The following is an 18,725-nucleotide window of genomic DNA, read 5'->3' on the forward strand; positions in this document are numbered from 1 at the left end:
CGCACCCGTCCGGCGGCCGCCGCACAGCCGCCGGCCGGGCACCGGACCGGCCGGTGTCCTCGTCTCCACGGGCCCAGAGCCGGCCGTGGGCCGCCCGGACGGATTGAGGGCCGTCCGGGCGCCCACGGTCTCCTTCGGTCAGAGTCCGGCCAGGTTCGCCTCGAGGTCGTCCAGGCCGTAGGAGCCCTGGGAGATCGCCTTCATGTGCCAGGACTTGAGGTCGAAGGCGGCGCCCTGGCGGTGCCGGGCGGCCTCGCGGCCGCGCAGCCAGGCGCGTTCGCCGAGCTTGTAGCCGATGGCCTGGCCGGGCCAGCCGAGGTAGCGGTTGATCTCGCTGGCGCGGCGGGCGGCCGGGCTGCCCTGGTACTCGGCGAGGAAGGCGTCGGCCAGCTCCGGGGTCCAGGTCTCGCCGGGGTGGAAGGGGGAGTCGGCGGGGATCGTGAGAAGCAGGTGCATGCCGATGTCGGTGATCACCCGGATGATGCGCAGCATCTGCTTGCTCAGGTAGCCGAGACGGTTGGCCGGGTCGGTCAGGAAGCCCAGGTCGTCCATCAGCCGCTCCGCGTAGAGGGCCCAGCCCTCGACGTTGGCGCTGACCTTGCCGAGGGTCACCTGGTAGCGGCTCAGCTCCCCGGCCACGGCCGTCCAGCGGGCCAGCTGGAGGTGGTGGCCCGGCACGCCCTCGTGGTACCAGGTGCTGACCAGCTGCCAGGTCGGGAAGGTGCTGCGGCCGAGGGTGGGCAGGAAGGTGCGGCCGGGGCGGCTGAAGTCCAGGCTCGGGCCCTGGTAGAACGGCGCGGCGGCGCTGCCCGCCGGAGCGATCCGGGACTCGACCTGCCGCAGTGGCCCGGTGATGTCGAAGTGGGTGCCGTCCAGGGCGGTGATCGCCTCGTCCATGATCTGCTGGAGCCAGCCCCGGACGGCCTCCTCGCCGGAGATCGCGTGCCCGTGCTCGTTGAGGTGCTCCATCGCCGCCAGCACACCGGCCCCGGGCAGCACCTGCCCGGCCGCCATCCGCATCTCGGCCAGCGTGCGGTGGAACTCCTCCCAGGCCCAGCCGTACGCCTCGGCCACGTCCACGTCCGAGCCGGTGGCCAGGCGGGCCGAGCGAAGGTAGCGCTCCCGGCCGACCGCGTCCGGCACGTCGGCCGCGGCGGGCAGGTACTCCTCCCGCAGCCAGGCCCGCAGCTCGCCGACGGCGGCCGTCGCGCCGAGCGCGGCCGCGTCCAGTTCGCCGCGCAGCCGGTCGGGCCCGTCCGCGACGAACCCGGCGAACCAGCCGCTCCCGCCGTCGGCCCGCCCGGTCCACGCGTCCAGCTGCGCCGTCACCGCCTCGACCTGGCGCGGCGCGGAGAGCAGCCGCCGCTCCAGGCCCTGCCGGAGCGTGGCGCGGTAGCCCGCCACGGCGCCCGGCACCGCCCGCAGCCGCCCGGCCACCGCCGCCCAGTCCTCCTCGCCGTCGGTCGGCATCAGCGTGAAGATGGAACGGATGTAGTGGACCGGGGAGTTGGTGTTGCGCAGCGCCCGCAGGTGGTCCCCGGCGTCGTGCCCGGCCAGCTGCGCCGTCAGCCGCTCGCGCAGCAGCCGCGCGCACCCCGCCTCGGCCGGATCCGCCTGCTCGGGCAGCCGGCCGAGCGCGGTGAGCGTCTCGCGCGACAGGTCGGCCAGGGCCTCGAACCCGTCGGGCGAGAGGTCCACCTGGCGGGTGTCGCCGAGGTGCAGGCCGAGCACGGCGGCCGTCATCGGGTCCAGCGCGGCCGAGCGGTCGACGAACTCGTCCGCGAGGCGGCGCGGGCGGTCTGACAGGGAGTGGTCTGAGGGTGACATGCCCTCATCCTGTCAGGAGCACGGCTACAGCAGCTCGGCGATCAGGGCGGCGAACTCCTCCGGGCCGAGGATCCGGATGCCCAACTCCTCGGCCTTGGCACGCTTGGAACCGGCCTTCTCGCCCGCGACAAGCAGGGTGGTGCGCTTGGAGACCGAGGCGGAGGCCTTGCCGCCGGCCCGCTCGATCAGCTCGTTCATCTCGTTGCGGGACAGCGCGGCGAGCGGGCCGGTCATCGCACCGGTGACCACCACGGCCTCACCGGCCAGCGGGCCCCAGCCGCCCTGCTCGGCCTCCGCGGCCACCTGCTGCGGCTCGGTGACCTGGATGCCGACCCGCTGGGCGGCCAGCCGGTCGAGCAGCGGAGCCAGCTCGGCGAGCTCGGCGGCGACCACCCGGGCCTTCTCGGTGCCGATGCCGTCCACCAGGGCCAGCGCCTCGGCGTCGGCGGCCCGGATCGCCGCCATCGAGCCGAAGTGCGCGGCGATCCGGCGGGACATGGTGCGCCCCGTGCCGCGCACGCCGAGCGCGCAGAACACCCGGTTCAGCGCCGCGCCGCGGGCGGTCTCGACCGCCGCGAGCAGGTTGTCCGCGCTGGTCTCGCCCATCCGCTCCAGGCCGAGCAGCTGCTCCTTGGTCAGGGTGAACAAGTCCGCGAGGTCGGCGACCAGGCCGCTCTCCACCAGCTGGACGGCGCGGGTGCCGCCGAGGCCCTCGATGTCGAGCTGGTCGCGCCCGGCCGCGTAGACCACCGAGGCGACGGCCTGGCAGTTGCGGCCCCGCACGCAGCGCCAGCGCTGCTCGGAGGTGTCGATGTCGTCACCGCAGCGCGGGCAGGCGGCGGGGAAGACGATCGGCGTCTCGGCGCCGGTCCGCTGGTCCGTCAGCGGGGCCTCCACGCGCGGGATCACGTCGCCCGCGCGGTAGACGAAGACCTGGTCGCCGAGCATCAGGCCGCGCCGCTCGATGTCGGCCGGGTTGTGCAGGGTCGCGTAGGTGACGGTGACGCCGTCGATGACCACCGGCTCCAGGACGGCGCGCGGCGCGATGATGCCGGTACGGCCGACGTTCCACTCCACCTCGAGCAGGCGGGTGACCTTGTGCTCGGCGGCCAGCTTGCGGGCCACCGCCCAGCGCGGCGCCCGGGAGCCGGAGCCGGCCTCCGCCTGGTCGGCCGCCGAGTCCGCCTTGACCACCACGCCGTCGATGCCGAACGGCAGCGCGGCGCGCAGCGCGGTGATCTCCTCGATCCGCTGCGCCACCTGGGCCAGCCCGGCGCAGCGCAGCGGGGCCGCGGCGGTGCTCGCCGCCGTGTTCGCCCCGAGGGCCGCCAGGGCCTCCAGGAGCGCACTGTGGCCGAGGTGGTCGAGGCCGACGGCGCTGTAGGCGAAGAAGGTCAGCTCGACCCGGTACGGGCGGTCCTTGGCACGCAGGGTGCCGGCCGCGCCGCTGCGCGGGTGGGCGAAGGGGGCGGCGCCGTGCTCGGTCCGGACGCGGTTGGCGTGGTCGAACTGCTCGGTGGTGAGCAGGACTTCACCGCGCAGCTCGAGGTCCACCGGCTCGGCGAGGGTGGCCGGCAGGCCGAGCACGGCGTCGGCGGCGTGGGTGATGTCCTCGCCGGCCAGGCCGTCGCCCCGGGTGAGCAGCTGCACCAGCCGCCCGCCCTGGTACCGCGCGGCGACCGCGAGACCGTCCAGCTTCGGCTCGACGCACCAGGCCGCCACCGGCCGCCCGAGGCGGCGCTCCAGACCGGCCGCCCAGTCGGTCAGCTCCTCGTCGGAGAACACGTTGTCCAGCGAGAGCATCGGCACCGAGTGCGGCACGTCGCCCTGGACCGACCCGCCGGCGACCTTCCCGGTCGGCGAGTCGGGCAGCACCTCGCCGGGGTGCGCCAGCTCGTACGCCGCGATGGCGCGCAGCAGCGCGTCGTACTCGTCGTCGCCCAGTGGCGTGGAGCCGTCGGTGTAGTACGCGGCAGCGGCCCGCACGGCCTCGGCGACCGCATCGGCGTACCGGGCAGGGGAGAGCAGCGTGGAGGTGTCCGTCATGGGCACCATTCTTCCGACCGGCACTGACAAATCCCGGGTGCGGCGGCACCCGGGACACGGTACGACTGAGCGGTCGTCGGGCGGACGGGGAGGGCGGGGCAGTGGCTGGTCAGGGCGGGCGGGGGCGGCTGTGGTCGGCGACGGCGGTGTGCCAGGGGGCGGTGCGGGGCGCCGAGCGCACGGTCGTCCGCTGCGAGGGCGGCGACTGTGCCGAGCTCGGCCCGTTCGCCGGGCACCAGGAGGCACTCGCCGCCCTCCTGCGCCACCTCGGCACCCACGACCGCGCCGCCGCCGAAGTGCCCGACCCGTTTGACTGCCGGTGCGCCGCCGAGGGCCACGTCTGGCACCGGGCCGTCTCCGTCTGCTCCGACCGCGGCGTCCGCCTGGTGGTCTGCGACGAACGCTTCCTGGCCCTCCACCTGGTGGAGGTCTGCGCGTCGTGCGCCGGGGTGATGCCCCGGGCCAAGGTGCTGCGCCCCGGGCCCGGCCTCGAGGGAGAGGCCGCGCGGCGACTCCGGTGAGGAGAATCCCGACGTTCGTCCACAGACCAGGACATCGCGGGGCGCGGGTGGTGACGGAGCGGGATATCGCGTTGCCCCCAGGTCAGGGGAGTCGGATACCCTGCGGCTGCCGCCCGGGCGATCAGGTGCCGGGGCGGCCGGCGGAGGGAAATTCGTGTCGAACCTCTCGCTGCTCCTGCCTGCTCTGATAGCGGGCCTGGCGGCTTCGCGTGCCTTCGCCAGACGCGGGGCGTCCACCACGGGCTCCGCGCCGGTGGTGCCCCGGTCCAAGCTGGTGTCGCTCGGGCACAACCACGGTGATCCGGAGCTCACCGTGCTGCGCGGCGCGGTGACCGGCAAGAACTGGGGCGGCGTCGCCGCCGTCCTGGGGCCGGTCCGCGAGCGCGGCGACCACAACCGGCTGGTCTGGCTGATCGGCTGCATCGACGAGCTCGGCGGGGACTTCCTGCTGGAGATCGGCCGCACCAGGGCCGAGGACCCGCTCGCGCGGACGGTGTGCGGCGCGCGGCACGTCACCTGGGCGTGGGAGGCACGCAGCAGCGCCCGCGCCGCCCAGGTCAGCCGGGAGCAGTTCGACCTGTTCCACCAGCGGCTGCACCTGGCCGAGGAGCACCTGTACGCCGCCGTCGAACTCGACCCGGACTCCGCCGCGCCCTGGAGCTACCTGGTCACCACCTCGCGCGGTCTGGAGCACGGCCACGACGTGACGCGGCGGCGGTTCGAGGCCGGGCACCGCCGGGCACCGGGCGAACCGCAGATCCACGAGGCGATGCTCCAGCAGGTGTGCGCCAAGTGGAGCGGCTCCCACGAGCAGATGCACGGCTTCGCCCGGGAGGCGCTCGCACAGGCCCCGGCCGGCAGCAACCTCGGCGCGCTGACCGCCACCGCGCACATCGAGCGCTGGCTCGACCTGCCCAGGGGCGAGGACACCGCCTACATGGCCAGGCCCGAAGTCGCCGAGGAGCTGCGGCAGGCCGCGGCGCGGTCCGTGCTGCACCCGGACTACGCCCCCACCGAGTCGCCCTACCCCGCGCTCAACGCCTTCGCGATGGCCTTCTGGCTCGCGGGCGACCAGGTGAGCGCGCGGAAGATGTTCGAACGCATCGGCGACCACGCGACCGCCTCGCCCTGGGACTACTACGGAGACCCGGCCGGGATGTTCGTCAACGCCCGTCAGCAGTGCAAGAAGGCGAAGTAGGAGCAGGAACACGTGACCACCAACCAGCAGGGCCACACCTTCCAGGTCGATCTGCGCGGCCTCGTCGACCTGCTCTCCCACCACCTCTACTCCTCCCCGCGGGTCTACCTGCGCGAGCTGATGCAGAACGCGGTCGACGCGATCACCGCCCGTCGCGCGCTCGACCCGGCCGCCCCCGCCCGGATCACCATCCGCACCGGTGTCGGCGGCGGCATTACCGTCGAGGACTCCGGGGTCGGCCTCACCGAGGCCGACGTCCACACCTTCCTGGCCACCATCGGCCGCTCCTCCAAGCGCACCGCCGACGGCGACCTCGACCTCGCCGAGGCCAGGGCCGACTTCATCGGCCAGTTCGGCATCGGCCTGCTGGCCTGCTTCGTGGTCGCCGACGAGATCCTGGTGGTCTCGCGCAGCGCCAAGGAGGCGGGCGCGCCCGCCGTCGAGTGGCGCGGCCGCAGCGACGGCACGTACAGCATCCGGACCCTGCCGGCCGGTACGGTCAAGCAGCCCGGCACGACCGTCACGCTCACCCCGCGCGCCGACGGCAGCGAGTGGCTCGAACCCGGCACCGTGCTCCGACTCGCCCGGCACTACGGCTCGTTGCTGCGCTACGACGTCGAGGTGGTGGACCGCCACGGCGAGGTGAGCCCGGTCAACGACACCCCGCCGGTGTGGGATCGCTCCTACCGCTCGCCCGCCGCTCGGCGCGAGGCGCTGGCCGCCTACGGCCGCGAGACCTTCGACTTCACCCCGCTGGACACCATCGACCTGGACATCCCGCTGGTCGGGCTCAAGGGCGTCGCCTTCGTGCTGCCGACCCCCGCCCACCCGACCAAGCGCTCCGGCAACCGGGTGCACCTCAAGGGCATGCTGCTCTCCGACCAGGCCGCCGAACTCCTGCCGGACTGGGCCTTCTTCGTCGCCTGCGTGGTGGACACCACCGGCCTGCGCCCCACCGCCTCGCGCGAGGCGCTGTACGCGGACGAGACCCTGGAGGCCGTCCGCGACGCGATCGGCGAGCGGGTGCGGCAGTGGCTGACCGGCCTGGCCGCCTCCGACCTGGCGCTGCTGCGGCGCTTCCTGGACGTGCACCACCTGGCCGTCAAGGCCCTGGCCCGGTACGACGACGAACTGCTCGAACTGCTGCTGCCCTGGCTGCCGTTCGAGACCACCGACGGCACGGTCAGCCTGGACGAGTTCTCCCGCAGCCACCCGGTGGTCCTGGTCACCCAGACCGTGGAGGAGTTCCGGCAGGTCTCCTCGATCGCCTCGGCCGCCGGGCTCGGCGTGATCAACGGCGGCTACGTCTACGACCGCGAACTCGTGCACCGGCTGCCGCAGATCCGCCCCGCGGTCACCGTGACCGACCTCGACCCCGAGACCGTCACCGCCCACCTCGACACCGTCGACCCGGCCGCCGAACTGGCCGCCGCCCCGTTCCTGGCCCGCGCCCGGGCCGTGGCCGACCGGCTCGACACCGACGTGGCACTGCGCGCCTTCCAGCCCGTCGGCGTGCCGGCCATGCTGGTGGACAACCGGGAGGCCCGGCACGAGCGCCGCCGCGCCGAACTCTCCGCCGGGGCCGACGAGTTGTGGGCCGGCATCCTGGGCTCGCTCAGCTCCTCGGCGCCGCGTGCCCAGCTGATCCTGAACCACCTCAACCCACTGATCCGCAAGCTCGCCGAACTGGCCACCAAGGCCGACCCGCAGCTGTCCGAGACGGCGGTCGAGGCGCTCTACGGCCAGGCACTGCTGCTCTCCCGGCGGCCGCTGCGCCCCTCGGACCACGCCCTGCTCAACCGCTCGTTCCTCGGCCTGCTCGAGTTCGCGGCCCAGGCGGCCGGCGGCGACAAGGAGGAGTCGCGATGACGACGACCACCCCCGGCACCCGGGACGAGTTCTTCGCGGCCCTGCGCGCCAACCGCGAACGCCCCAAGGGCCGCGCCGCGGCGGCGGCCGCCGAGGAGCTCGTGGACCTCGCCGAGAGTTTCGGCGACCCCGAGGTCACCGTCTCCACCCTGGTCGGGCTGATGAACGCCTACCACGGCAGCGGCGAGGCGGTGAAGTACCCCGTCGCCTTCGCCCGGCTGCTGCAGCTGTGGGACGAGGACCGCAAGTACTTCGACGAGTACGAGACCCACCGGCTGTTCTGGTTCTTCAAATGGGTCACCAGCGGCCTGCTGACCACCCCGGACGTGCCGCTCGCGGCCGTCCGCGGCTGGATCGCCGAGATGCGCCGCCGGTACCAGGAGGCCGGGCACGGGCTGCAGCCCGTCTACGCCCAGGAGTACCTGCTGGCCCGGGAGTTGGGTGAGAACGAGCAGCTCGCCTACGAGCTGTGGGCCACCCGCGGGCGCACCCGGCTGAGCGACTGCTCGGCCTGCGAGCCCAGGCAGCGGGCCGCACACCACTTCCGGCACGGCGAGGACGAACGCGGCCTCGCCGAGCTCTCCTTCGAAGAAGGCGGCTGCGACGAGGAGCCGCACAGCAGCCAGGCGCTGGCCCTGCTCCCGCTGCTGCGCCTCGGGCGGTACGACGAGGCGCGCGCCGCGCACCTCACGGGCTACCGCAAGGTCCGGGGCAAGGAGGCCGAACTCACCGCGATCGGCAGCCACCTGGAGTTCTGCGCGCTGACCGGCAACGAGGCCCGCGGCCTGGAGCTGCTGGCCCACAACCGGGCCTCCTTCGGATTCACGGCCGCTCCGGGCGAGCGGCTGGCCTTCCTCACCGGCGTACAGGTGCTGCTCGCCCGGCTGGCCGAGGTCGGGCACGGCTCACTGCCCTGCGCCGGACCGCTGGGCGCCGAGTGGTCGGTGGACCAGCTGCTGGCCGAGGTGACGGCGCAGGGCACCGAGCTGGCCGCCCGCTTCGACGCCCGCAACGGCAACGACGCCGTCTCGGCCCGGCGCCGGGCGCGGCTGGCACAGCGTCCGCTGGTGGAGCAGCTCAACCTGGGCGTGCAGACCGCGGCGCCGGCCCGGCCGGCCGAGACCGCGGTCGCGGCCCCGGTCGCGACGGTGCCGGCACCGGAGCTGCCCGAGGACTTCGCCGAACTCGTCGCCGAGGCGCACCGGCTGGACCGGACCGGCCACCCGGGCGCCACGGCGGTCTGGGACGCGGTCATCTCGCGTGCCGAGCAGGCGGATGCGGACGGCGTGAACGGCGTGGACGGCGTGAACGCCGTCGACGAGCGGTTGCGTGGCGAGATCACCTCGGAGCTGGCGCAGCGCGCGGTGGAGCGCCGGGACTGGGACGCCTGTGTCGAGCTCCTGAAGGAGGCGGTGGAGCACTTCACCGAAGCCGGCCTGGAGGCCAGGGCGATCGCCGCCGAGGCGCGGCTCGCGTGGTGCGGTGCCGCCCGGGTGGAGGACGCCGAGGGCGCCGAAGCGGCGGCCGAGGCGGCCTGGCCGGTGCTCGAGGAGCTGCTGGAGCGGGTGGACGCGGTGCTGGCGGCCGGTGCGGGTGCGGGTGCGGGTACGGGTGCGCGCTCGGGCTCGGGCTCGGGCTCGGCTTCGGGGGAGGAGTGGGAGCTGGAGCTGCGCCGCAGGCTGGTGGTGCGGCAGAGCCGTGTCTTCACCGCCCGGCATGTGGTGTTCCACTCCGAGGGTGCGGTGCGTGCCCGGTGGGTCGAGCGGTTCGAGGCGGAGGCGCAGGCGCTGATCGCCGCCGGTGAGGCCGACGGCGGCTGGGCGCACACCGCGCTGGGCCACGAGCTGCTCGGGGAGGTCCAGGGCGCCGAGGGCGAGGCCCACGCGCGCCGCGCGGTGGAGATCTTCGAGGAGCAGGGCTGGCCGTGGCGGCTCCCGCGCGGCCGGATGGTGCTGGCGCTCGTGCTCGGTGCCCAGGGGCGGGCCGAGGAGGCGATGGCCGAACTGGAGCGGGGCCTGGCGGAGGCGACCGCCGAAGTCCCCGCCGACGACCTGACCGGGCTGCACCGGATGCTCGGCAACATCGCGATGCGTTCGGGCCGGTACCAGACGGCCGTCCGCGCGCTCTCCGAGGCGGCGGCGCGGCTGGACCGCGAGGGCAAGGCCCGCAAGGCCCGGGAGACCCGCCTGGAACTGGCCCACGCGCTGTCCGAGCAGGGCTCGACCGGTGACGCGGTCGCGGTCCTGGAGTCGCTGCTCGACCCGGCGGGAGCGGACTCGGCAGGTGGCCGTGCGAAGGACGGCGACGGGGATTCGCGCGACGGGGAGGCCCGCGAAGGGAAGGACGGCGACGGGAAGGACGGCGCTCCGTCCCAGCACGAGGAGCTGACCGCCCGGATCCGGCTGGAGCTGGCCAACGGCCTGCTGGAGCTGGACGAACCACGGGACGCCGCCGTCCAGTTCCTGCAACTCGCCGACTCCGTCAGCCGCTGGCCGGTGCAGGAACCGCTGACCACCGCCGCGGCCGGTGCCGCGCGCGCCCTGGCCCTGGCGGGCAACTGGGAGGGTGCGAAGGCGGCGCTGGAGCGCGCGATCGAGTCCAACCGGGTGGCGCCGCTCGTTCCCGAGCTGACGGGCACCCTGCGCACCCTCGCCGCCGAGGCGATGAGCTCCCGCGGCGCCGAGGCCGCCGAGGAGGCGCTCGGGTACCTGGACCAGGCCGACCTGATCCGTGAGGAGTTCGCCGACGCCGCGCGCGAGCAGTTCCGCAGCGTGGAGGTGGACCTGGCCCAGTGCCTCTACGAGCGCGGCCGGGTGCACGGCACCGCCGAGCGGCCCGAGGAGGCGCTGGCCTGCTTCGAGGAGGCGGTCGCCGCCTACGAGCGCGGCGGCGCGGCCAAGTACCCCGGGCGGTTCGAGGCGACGCGGATGGCCGCCCTGGTCGAGGCCAGGCTCCTGGACCGCGTCGAGGCGGCCCGCACCCGCCTCGACCGCTCCGCCGCCGAGGCCGACGCGGCCGGTCTGGCGGACGCCGCGGTGACGCTGCGCCGCCTGCGGGAGAGCCTGCGCTGACACCCCGGCTCCGCGGCCCCTTGACCTCCGGGTCTCCCGCCCCGCCCGCACACATCGCGGGCGGGGCCACAGCGCGGGAAGGGCGGATCTATTGTCGGGGGGCGAGATTTGGAACCCGGGGGAAGGGGCTTGGCAGTGGGAACGCTTTCGGAGGTCGAGGCCCTGTTGGGCGAGCCCCGGTTCAACTGGTCGGATCCGGCACCTTGGGTCGAACTGGGGCGGGAGTTCGGTATCGAGTTCCCTGCGGACTTCCGTGAGATCGTGAACGCCTACGGTTCGATCAAGATCAATGAGCAGTTGTACCTGGAACACCCCGCCGGTCATCTTCTGCACAGCCTGGGAGAGACCATCAGAGGGGATCTCGAGATGTGGCGCGAAGAGGACATGGCGGAGTTCCTGCCAAGTCCGGCTGGGGCGGCCCCGGGTGAGTTGATGCCGGTGGCGTCGGCCACGACGGGAGAATGGGTTTTCCTTCGCGTTCCAGATCAGCCTGCGTCGCCCTGGCGCGTCCTGGCCCAGGAGTTCGACAGTCCGGCCTGGACTCTCCATGAGCTGACGTTCAGCGAGTGGCTGCTGGCCTATCTCAGGGGTGAGGACGTGACGGTGTGTTCTCGCAACTTCGCGCCTGACCGCCCGTTCTACGAGCCCTTGCCCTGATCCAGTGCGGTCGCTTGGTGGGTCGGGTTGATCGCGACGAGCTCGATCTCGAAGCCGTCGTCGTTCTCCAGGTAGGCGGCGTAATGCTGTTCGCCACCGGCGTGGGGGTGCAGGGCGGGGAACATCAGGTGCCAGCCGTGGTGGGTGGCCTCGACGGCCAGTGCGTCGACGGCGGTTGCGTTCTCGACGTGGAACGCCAGGTGGTTCAGGCCGGGCCGGCAGCGCTCATGACGGTCGGCGGTGAGGGCCGGCGACTGCTCGACGACGAGATAGGCCGGCCCGAGCCGCCAGCTGCGGCCGTCGTTCCAGGACTGGAACATGGTGTAGCCGAGGGCCTCCAGCAGCCAGCCGAACGAGATGACGGCGCGGCCGAGGTCGGGTACCCAGATCTCGACGTGGTGTATCGCTCCGTGGGTCGGCCGGTTCATGCCGCCACCGCCTCCTGACGCTCGACGAGCAGGGGACTCGTGGTCCGCAGGTGCATCCAGTGCTCGGCCGGGAGATCGCAGAAGGCCGGCAGTTCCTCCGCGCTGGAGATCACCCGCTCACACACCGTCGGGACGGCGGGAAAGCCAGTCGGAATGCCTGGCCTTCAGCGCTTCGCGCTCGGCGGTGTCCCGTGCGATGACATCGACTCCGCCGTCGTACGGATGGGCCAGCCAAGCAAGGCTGACGGGAGCGATGATGATGTCTGCGGTCCGGTAGTCCGCCACCGACCTCAGAAGCGGGTCGAGCGCGACTGTCGTGTTGGGCATGATTCCCGCGTACAGGTGGGTGTGCAGTTGGCTGCCAGGGTCAGTCGCATCGACCTCGGAGACGGTCCTCCAGTACGTACCTGGGGCGAGCGCTTCCAGCTCCTGAGGGCGGCCCGCCGGCTCGACCTGGTCTCCCCACTCACAGGTGACCACCACCAGCTGAGGTGGGGCGCCCAGATCGGCAAGCACGGTGTGCTGCCGTTCGAGCAGTACTTGGTACTCGCCCTCGTGCTCCGCGTATCGCTTGGAGTCAGGAAGGCTGTGGAACCGCACCCACCTCATGGGGAAGGCCTTTCTCAGCAGGTGCCCGAGTGGTGGGCACCCGCCCCAGACGGCCCGCCAATCGGCAGACAGCTGGGCGAGATCGACATGCTCGGCCTCAGCCCACGCAGCCGTCCTTCGTCCCACAGTCGCTCCTCCACCAGGGCCTCGCCGGCCCGTCCCGCTCGACCGTTCGTACGATACCTGGCCCACACACCGCCCCTGGGTTCGGAAGGTCAGGGGCGGAAGGCGGCGAGCTCTGCGGTGGTCGGGGGGTTGGCGCCGGGGCGGGTGCAGGTGAGGGCGGAGACCAGGGAGGCTTCGTCGAGGAGGTCGGCGAGGGTGTGGGGGGAGAGGTCGCGGAGGCGGCCGGCGGCGGCCGGGCCGAGGAGGTCGCGGCGGTGGAGGGCGTCGAGCAGGCCGGCGGTGAAGGCGTCGCCCGCGCCGACGGTGTCGGCGACGGTGACGGGCGGTGCGGGCCGGGTGGTGGTGCCGGCGCGGCAGAGGCCGAGGGAGCCGTCGGCGCCGAGGGTGACGACGACGAGGGCAGGGCCGAGGGCGAGCCAGGCCTGGGCGGTGGCGAGCGGGGTCCGGCCGGGGTGGAGCCAGGCGAGGTCCTCCTCGCTGGCCTTGACCACGTCGGCGGAGGCGACCAGGGCTTCGATCCGGGGCCGGGCCTGCTCGGGTGAACCCATGAGGGAGGGGCGGCAGTTGGGGTCGTAGGAGATGGTGGTGCGGCCGCGGGCGGCCGCGACCAGGCGGCGGACGGTGCTCGCGCCGGGCTCGAGGACGGCCGCGATGGACCCGGTGTGCAGGCAGGTGCCGGGGGCGGGCGGTGTGTCGGGGAGCTGCCAGGTGATGTCGAACTCGTAGGTGGCGGACCCGGATTCGCCGGTGCGGGCGATCGCGGTGCTGGTGGCAGCGCCGTCGACGGTGCCTGCGGGGAGGGTGACGCCGCTGGTGGTGAGGTGGTCGGCGAGCCGGGCGCCGTAGGGGTCGTCGCCGAGGCGGGTGAGCAGGGTGACGGGGTGGCCCAGGCGGCCGAGGCCGACGGCGACGTTGGCGGGGCTGCCGCCCGGGTGGGCGGTGGCGGGCCCCTGGCGCGGGCTGACCAGGTCCATGATGGCTTCGCCGACGACGGTGATCACGTGCGGTGCTCCTCCGGGTGGGGGATCAGGGGGGCCTGGAGGGCATGGTAGGCGTCCGGCTCGCCGGGCCGGACGGTCGTGATCGTCGGCGACTGACCCCCGGGGCATTGCTGCGTGTACCCCGGGGCCGAAATTCGGCCGGTGGAGATGACAGAACCGGGACACCGCGTCGAACAAGAACTACCTAGGGACCGTGACGGTCTGATCACACGCTAGAGTGAAGATCAGCGGCTGATGATCATCGGCCACTTCCTCGTTTCGATTCGCATCCCACCGGACCACCCCCATTCTCCGGCGACGTTGCGTGCGGCACCGCCATACGCGGATCTCCGTTTGCCGGCGGCCTCCCCCCGGGCCTCGGCATTCGACGGCGAGGACACGCAGTCCGATGCGCCGCGTCGATCCGCAAGCGCATCAGTTCCCCCGGGGAGGTATGTTGACCTACGAATTCACAGAAGTTCAACTGAGCGACATAGCAGGGCTATTGTCACTCTACCGAGAGGTGTACGGAAGTACGTACGCTCTCCCGCTGGGCACCGACCCGCAGGTGATGGCCCGGGAGATATCCTGTCCGCGCACCACCTGGCTGGCCGTCAAGGAATCCGGCACCGGCCGGCTGGTCGGCTCGATCCTCGGCACCGTCGACCCGGACGACCGGCTCGGCAAGATGCAGGGGCTGGTGATCCACCCGGACGTCCGCGGCGCCGGCCTCGCCCACCAGGCCGTCCGCCGGCTCAGCGAGGTCATGCTGACGGGCGATCAGGCCGCCGACTCGGTCTACGGCACCGCCCGCACCAACTCCACAGCGCCGCAGCGCGTCTGCCTGAGCGCCGGATTCCGGGCGCTGGGCGTCTTCCCCAACCTGCGCAAGGCGGACCGGCACGAGACCATGGTGCTGCTCGCCAAGCACCGTGACGGCGTGCTCGAGCGGCGGCTGCCGGTGCCCCGGGTGCCGGCCGGCCTTGCCGGGCTGGTCCGCGCGCTGCACGGAGCCGTCGGCCTGCCCGGGCAGCCGCTGCCCGAGTTCGTCGAGGAGGCGCCCGCGCCGCGCGCCGGCCGCCGCGCGGCCGCCCGCGAGGTCGAGCTGGTGGACGCCCCGCAGTTCGTGCTGCGCCGCCTCGCCGAGGTGGTGCCCGACCCCGAGCAGCGGTTCTACCCCTTCCACACCCCCAATGTGCTGCTGGCCGCCGCCGACGGCGCGTACGAGCTCTTCGCGCAGCTGAACCGCTCGGACGGCTACTGCGCGCTGATCGGCGCCGCGCCCGGACTCGCCGCGCTGGCACCGGACTTCGAGGCGCTGATCGGCCGGCTGGCCGAGGACGGCGCCTCGCACATCGAGTCCCTGCTGCCGCTGGACTGCTACGAGGACCTCAGCCTGCTGCTCGCGCACGGCTTCCTGCCGGCCGCCGCCTATCCGGCGATGCGGCGCGAGGGTGAGGGCTTCCGCGACTACGTGGTGATGGCCCGCAGCATGCACCCGCTGGACTTCCGCGGGCTGGCCATCGACGCCTCCTTCCAGCCGTTCACCGAGCAGTACATCGAGCTGTGGAAACAGCGGTTCCTCAACACCCACGGGGTCTTCCAGTGAGCCAGTACAGCCAGTACCTGAACCCGGTGGCAGTGCCCGACCCTGCCGCCCTCGCCCATGTGCAGCAGCTGTGCGACATCGCCGAGCCGTACCTGCCCGCCGAGCGGACCGACGAGCTGTTCACCGCCGCGATGAACGAGTCCAACGCCTGGCACGCCGCCCGCTCGCCGTTCTTCGCGCGGCTCTGGGAGGCCTCCGAGGCCTCGCGGCGGCCGCTGGAGTCGGTCGAGGAGCTGCACCGGCTGCCCTTCGTGCACGCCAACTTCTTCAAGGCGCACGAGGTGGTCTCGATCCCCGAGCAGGACGTCGCGCTGCACCTGACCTCCTCGGGCACCACCGGCCAGAAGTCCCAGATGCACTTCGACGACTGGACGTTGCGCAACGGCCAGCGGATGGTGGCCCGGGTCTTCGACCACTACGGCTGGCTGGGCGGGGCGGAGGTCAACTACCTGCTCTCCAACTACCAGCCCAACCCCGGCCTGAACCTCGGCACCTCGTTCACCGACGAGTACCTGTGCCAGTTCGCGCCGGTCCGCTCGGTCGAGTACGCCCTCAAGCACACCGGCAGCGGCCACGAGTTCGACCCGTTCGGCTGTGCCCGGGCGCTGCTGCGCTTCGCCGAGGAGGGGGCGCCGGTGCGCATCCTCGGCTTCCCGGCGTTCCTCTCCTTCACCCTGGACCGGATGCGTGAACTCGGCATCCCCCCGGTCACGTTGAACCCTGACTCGCTGGTCGCCTTCGGCGGCGGCTGGAAGGGCCACGCCGACAAGCAGGTGGCCAAGCCCGAGCTGTACAAGCGGATCCACGAGCAGCTGGGCATCCCGGACGAGCGGATCCGCGACGGCTACGGCGCGGTCGAGCACTCGGTGCTGTACATGGAGTGCGCCAACCACCGACTGCACGTGCCCACGTGGTCGCGGATGCTGGTGCGTGACGTGCGCACCCTGGCACCGCTGCCGTACGGCGAGCGCGGCTACGCGCAGTTCGTCTCGCCCTACATCACCTCCGCGCCCGCCCAGTCGGTGCTGATGGGCGACCTGGTCTCGATGCACTCCCCCCAGGAGTGCGGCTGCGGCCAGCCCACCCCCTGGTTCGCCGTGCACGGCCGGGCCGGGGTCAGCCGCAACCGCAACTGCGCCGCCGCTGCCGCCGAACTGCTCAAGGGGACGTCATGACCGAGGACCGGCACTACTGGCAGGGCACCTGGATCGACGACGCCGAGGCGGACCGCCGCCTGGACGCGATCGAGACCCACGTCCGCACCGCCCTCACCGAGAAGCTGAACCCGCTGGTCGTGCTCGCCGCCTGCGACCAGCTGGCCACCGCGCTCACCGACCCGGGGAGCCGCCAACGAGCCCGACTGGCCGAGGAGTTGCGCGCGGGCGGCACCCCCGCCGTCGAGGCCGCGCGCACCCTGACCGACATCGCCGAGGGGCTGGGCCGCGAGGCGCTGGAGCGCAAGCTCACCCGCGAGCTCGGCGGTATCGACCCGGGCCGGCTGGCCCGGTTCGACTTCCGCCGGGAGATCTTCGAGGGCTGGCTGCCGGTCGGCCTGCTGGTGCACGTCGCACCGGGCAACGCCCCGGCCGCCGGGGCCTTCAGCGTGATCGAAGGCCTACTCGCGGGCAACGTCAACGCCGTGAAGACCAGCGGCAGTTCGCTGTTCACCCAGGCCTTCCTGGCCGAGCTGGCCGCGCTGGACACCACCGGCGCGATCGCCGCCCGGACCATCGCGCTGGCCTTCTCCTCCAGCCGGACCGGCTGGCTGGAGCGGCTGCTCTCGGGCGCCGATGCGGTGGCCGCCTGGGGCGGCGAGGAGGCGCTGGCCGGGGTGGCGGCCCTGGTGCCGCCCGGCTGCCGGCTGGTCGACTGGGGGCCCAAGCTCTCCTTCGCCTACCTCACCGAGCACTCCTGGGCCGACAAGGCCGCCCTGCGCGGCATCGCCGAGGACATCTGCCGGCTCGACCAGCAGGCCTGCTCCAGCCCGCAGGTGATCTACCTCGACACCGAGGACCACCAGCAGGTCTTCGCCTTCGCCGAGCGCTTCGCCGCCGTACTGGCCGAGGCGGTGGCCGACGGCGAGCCCGGCCTGCCGGACCTGCTCGAGAGTGCCGAGATCACCAACACCGTCCTGGTGGCCGGCCTGGAGGAGCACCTGGGCCTGACCAAGGTGCACGCCGCCGAGGACGGCAGCTGGCACGTGCTGGCCGACACCCGCAGCGCCCTGCGGGCCTCGCCGCTGTTCCGCACGGTGTGGGTCAAGCCGCTGCCGCGAGGGGAGATCGTCGAGGTGCTGCGCCCGATGCGCCGCTACCTGCAGACGGTGGCGATCGGCGCCGAGCGCGCCGACACCGCGGCACTGGCCGGTGCGGTGCTGACGGCCGGAGCGCTGCGGGTCACCGTCCCCGGCGCGATGCTGGACAGCTACGACGGCGAGCCGCACGACGGGGTGTACGCGCTGCAGCGCTACAGCCGCCGCGTCGACGTGCAGCTGGACCGCCGGTTCAGCCAGGACGCCTGCCTGGACGACCTGGTGGGCTCGCGTGAACTGCCCGCACCCGCCGTGCCGGTGACCGGCAAGGGCGAGTTCGAGCAGCTGCAGGACGACCTCGGCCGGGCCGAGGTGTTCTTCCGCAGCGGCGGCAGCTCCGGTGCGCCCAAGCTCTCCGCCTTCTCCTGGGACGACTACCACGAGCACATGCGCTCGGGGGCCGAGGGCCTGCTCGCGGCCGGCTTCGAGCCGCGCACGGACCGGGCGATGAACCTGTTCTTCGGCGGGCAGCTCTACGGCGGGTTCGTCAGCTTCTACTCCGTCCTGGAGACCCTGCAGGCGGTGCAGTTCCCGATGGCCGCCCAGGACGATCACGCGGCGGTGGCCCGCTCGATCGTCGCGCACGGGGTGGACACCCTGTTCGGCATGCCGAGCTACCTGCTGCGGGTCTTCCAGGAGGGCGCCGAGGAGCTGCGGGCCTACCGCGGCGTGCGCAAGCTCTTCTTCGGCGGGGAGCACTTCCCCGCTCGCCAGCAGGCCTGGCTGCGCGAGGAGTTCGGCGTCGAGCTGATCCGCTCGGCGGCCTACGGCAGCGCCGACGCGGGCCCGCTGGGGTACCAGTGCGACGGCTCCCCGGCCCGGGTGCACCACCTGTTCAGCGGCCTCCAGACGCTGGAGATCCTGGACCTGGAGGAGGACCGCCCGGCGCCGGTCGGCCAGGCCGGGCGGCTGGTCTTCACCGCGCACACCCGGCGCGGCCAGCGCCTGGACCGCTACGAGATCGGCGACCTGGGCCGCTGGGTGGCGGGGGAGTGCGGCTGCGGGCGGCGCACCCCGCGGTTCGAGCTGCTCGGCCGGTTCGGCGACATCTTCCGGGCGGGCAGCTATTTCCTCAACTACCGCCGCCTGGTGGCGGTCGCCGAGGAGGCGCTGGAGTACCGGGGCGCGCTGCAGGTGCTGCTCGACGAGGACGGTGACGGCGCGGAGACGCTGACCGTCCGGCTGGAGACCGGGGCCGGCGCGCTACCCGGGGACGAGGCCGTCCGGCGGGCCTTCCTGGACGAGTACCCGGACCTCGCCGCGGCGGTCGAGCTGGACCAGCTGCTGGCGCTGCGCATCGAACGGGTGGCGGCCGCGGAGTTCGCCGGGACGGCGGCCAGCGGCAAGCTGCTGGCCGTGGTGGACCGGCGGGCGCGCAACCTCTGACGTGCTCGTCCCTCGAGCGGGGGGGGGGGGGGGGCCCCCCCCCCCCCCCCCCCCCGCCCACAACCCCAACCCACCGCGGACACCCCG

General features: G+C 73.3%; 13 protein-coding genes. 8 read left to right on the forward strand and 5 right to left on the reverse strand.

What is annotated here, in order from left to right; translation table 11 throughout:
• Positions 1–138: 138 nt before the first annotated feature.
• Together ABT095_RS19160 and ligA are read right to left on the reverse strand one after the other, a co-directional pair.
• Positions 139–1,827, reverse strand: a complete 1,689-nt coding sequence (locus ABT095_RS19160) for a DUF885 domain-containing protein (protein ID WP_350530623.1) — start codon at positions 1,825–1,827, stop codon at positions 139–141.
• A gap of 24 nt (positions 1,828–1,851) precedes the next feature.
• The gene (gene ligA / locus ABT095_RS19165; RefSeq protein ID WP_350530624.1) at positions 1,852–3,882 is read right to left on the reverse strand and encodes an NAD-dependent DNA ligase LigA; all 2,031 of its coding nucleotides are present in this window, start codon (positions 3,880–3,882) and stop codon (positions 1,852–1,854) included.
• Positions 3,883–3,974: 92 nt separating this feature from the next.
• Here ligA and ABT095_RS19170 point away from each other — a divergent pair, with 92 nt between their 5' ends.
• From ABT095_RS19170 to ABT095_RS19190, 5 genes are all read left to right on the forward strand, one after another.
• Positions 3,975–4,394, forward strand: a complete 420-nt coding sequence (locus ABT095_RS19170; protein WP_350530625.1) for a hypothetical protein — start codon at positions 3,975–3,977, stop codon at positions 4,392–4,394.
• A gap of 154 nt (positions 4,395–4,548) precedes the next feature.
• A complete protein-coding gene (locus ABT095_RS19175) occupies positions 4,549–5,592 on the forward strand; it encodes a hypothetical protein (RefSeq protein ID WP_350530626.1) in 1,044 nt (347 codons plus the stop codon).
• 12 nt (positions 5,593–5,604) lie between these two features.
• On the forward strand, positions 5,605–7,461 hold the full coding sequence (locus ABT095_RS19180) for an HSP90 family protein (RefSeq protein WP_350530627.1): 1,857 nt from the start codon (positions 5,605–5,607) through the stop codon (positions 7,459–7,461).
• Positions 7,458–10,532 carry a tetratricopeptide repeat protein gene (locus tag ABT095_RS19185; protein ID WP_350530628.1) on the forward strand — a complete coding sequence of 1,025 codons (3,075 nt, stop codon included), beginning with the start codon at positions 7,458–7,460 and terminating at the stop codon, positions 10,530–10,532. The genes ABT095_RS19180 and ABT095_RS19185 overlap by 4 nt, the downstream gene beginning before the upstream one ends.
• 135 nt (positions 10,533–10,667) lie before the next feature.
• Positions 10,668–11,189, forward strand: coding sequence for an SMI1/KNR4 family protein (locus tag ABT095_RS19190; RefSeq protein ID WP_350530629.1), 522 nt, complete (start codon positions 10,668–10,670; stop codon positions 11,187–11,189).
• Here the strand turns inward: ABT095_RS19190 and ABT095_RS19195 are convergent.
• The 3 genes from ABT095_RS19195 to ABT095_RS19205 all read right to left on the reverse strand — a co-directional run bounded on the left by ABT095_RS19195 (position 11,171) and on the right by ABT095_RS19205 (position 13,353).
• Positions 11,171–11,617, reverse strand: coding sequence for a VOC family protein (locus ABT095_RS19195; RefSeq protein WP_350530630.1), 447 nt, complete (start codon positions 11,615–11,617; stop codon positions 11,171–11,173). The two genes, ABT095_RS19190 and ABT095_RS19195, sit on opposite strands and share 19 nt — an antisense overlap.
• Before the next feature lie 117 nt (positions 11,618–11,734).
• Entirely contained in the window at positions 11,735–12,418 is a 684-nt protein-coding gene (locus ABT095_RS19200) for a DUF3885 domain-containing protein (RefSeq protein WP_502884925.1), read from the reverse strand.
• Between the two features lie 23 nt (positions 12,419–12,441).
• Complete coding sequence (locus ABT095_RS19205; protein WP_350530632.1) at positions 12,442–13,353, reverse strand: carbohydrate kinase family protein; 912 nt, start codon at positions 13,351–13,353, stop codon at positions 12,442–12,444.
• A 502-nt stretch (positions 13,354–13,855) separates the two neighbouring features.
• Between ABT095_RS19205 and ABT095_RS19210 the strand changes: the two genes are divergently transcribed.
• The 3 genes from ABT095_RS19210 to ABT095_RS19220 are packed head-to-tail and all read left to right on the forward strand — an operon-like array spanning position 13,856 to position 18,638.
• On the forward strand, positions 13,856–14,941 hold the full coding sequence (locus tag ABT095_RS19210) for a GNAT family N-acetyltransferase (RefSeq protein WP_350530633.1): 1,086 nt from the start codon (positions 13,856–13,858) through the stop codon (positions 14,939–14,941).
• Entirely contained in the window at positions 14,938–16,116 is a 1,179-nt protein-coding gene (locus ABT095_RS19215) for a LuxE/PaaK family acyltransferase (protein ID WP_350530634.1), read from the forward strand. Before ABT095_RS19210 ends, ABT095_RS19215 begins: the two co-directional genes overlap by 4 nt.
• Positions 16,113–18,638: an acyl-CoA reductase gene (locus ABT095_RS19220; RefSeq protein ID WP_350530635.1), complete on the forward strand. Its 2,526-nt coding sequence runs from the start codon at positions 16,113–16,115 to the stop codon at positions 18,636–18,638. The genes ABT095_RS19215 and ABT095_RS19220 overlap by 4 nt, the downstream gene beginning before the upstream one ends.
• The last annotated feature ends 87 nt before the right edge of the window (positions 18,639–18,725 follow it).

The sequence above is a fragment of the Kitasatospora sp. NPDC002227 genome, from assembly GCF_040296285.1.
Taxonomy (GTDB): Bacteria; Actinomycetota; Actinomycetes; order Streptomycetales; family Streptomycetaceae; genus Kitasatospora.

Excerpts from the sequence above, each read along its gene's own strand:
- ligA (WP_350530624.1), bottom strand. The coding sequence starts at position 3,882 with ATGGTGCCCATGACGGACACCTCCACGCTGCTCTCCCCTGCCCGGTAC.
- ABT095_RS19220 (WP_350530635.1), top strand. The coding sequence starts at position 16,113 with ATGACCGAGGACCGGCACTACTGGCAGGGCACCTGGATCGACGACGCC.
- ABT095_RS19185 (WP_350530628.1), top strand. The coding sequence starts at position 7,458 with ATGACGACGACCACCCCCGGCACCCGGGACGAGTTCTTCGCGGCCCTG.
- ABT095_RS19195 (WP_350530630.1), bottom strand. The coding sequence starts at position 11,617 with ATGAACCGGCCGACCCACGGAGCGATACACCACGTCGAGATCTGGGTA.
- ABT095_RS19160 (WP_350530623.1), bottom strand. The coding sequence starts at position 1,827 with ATGTCACCCTCAGACCACTCCCTGTCAGACCGCCCGCGCCGCCTCGCG.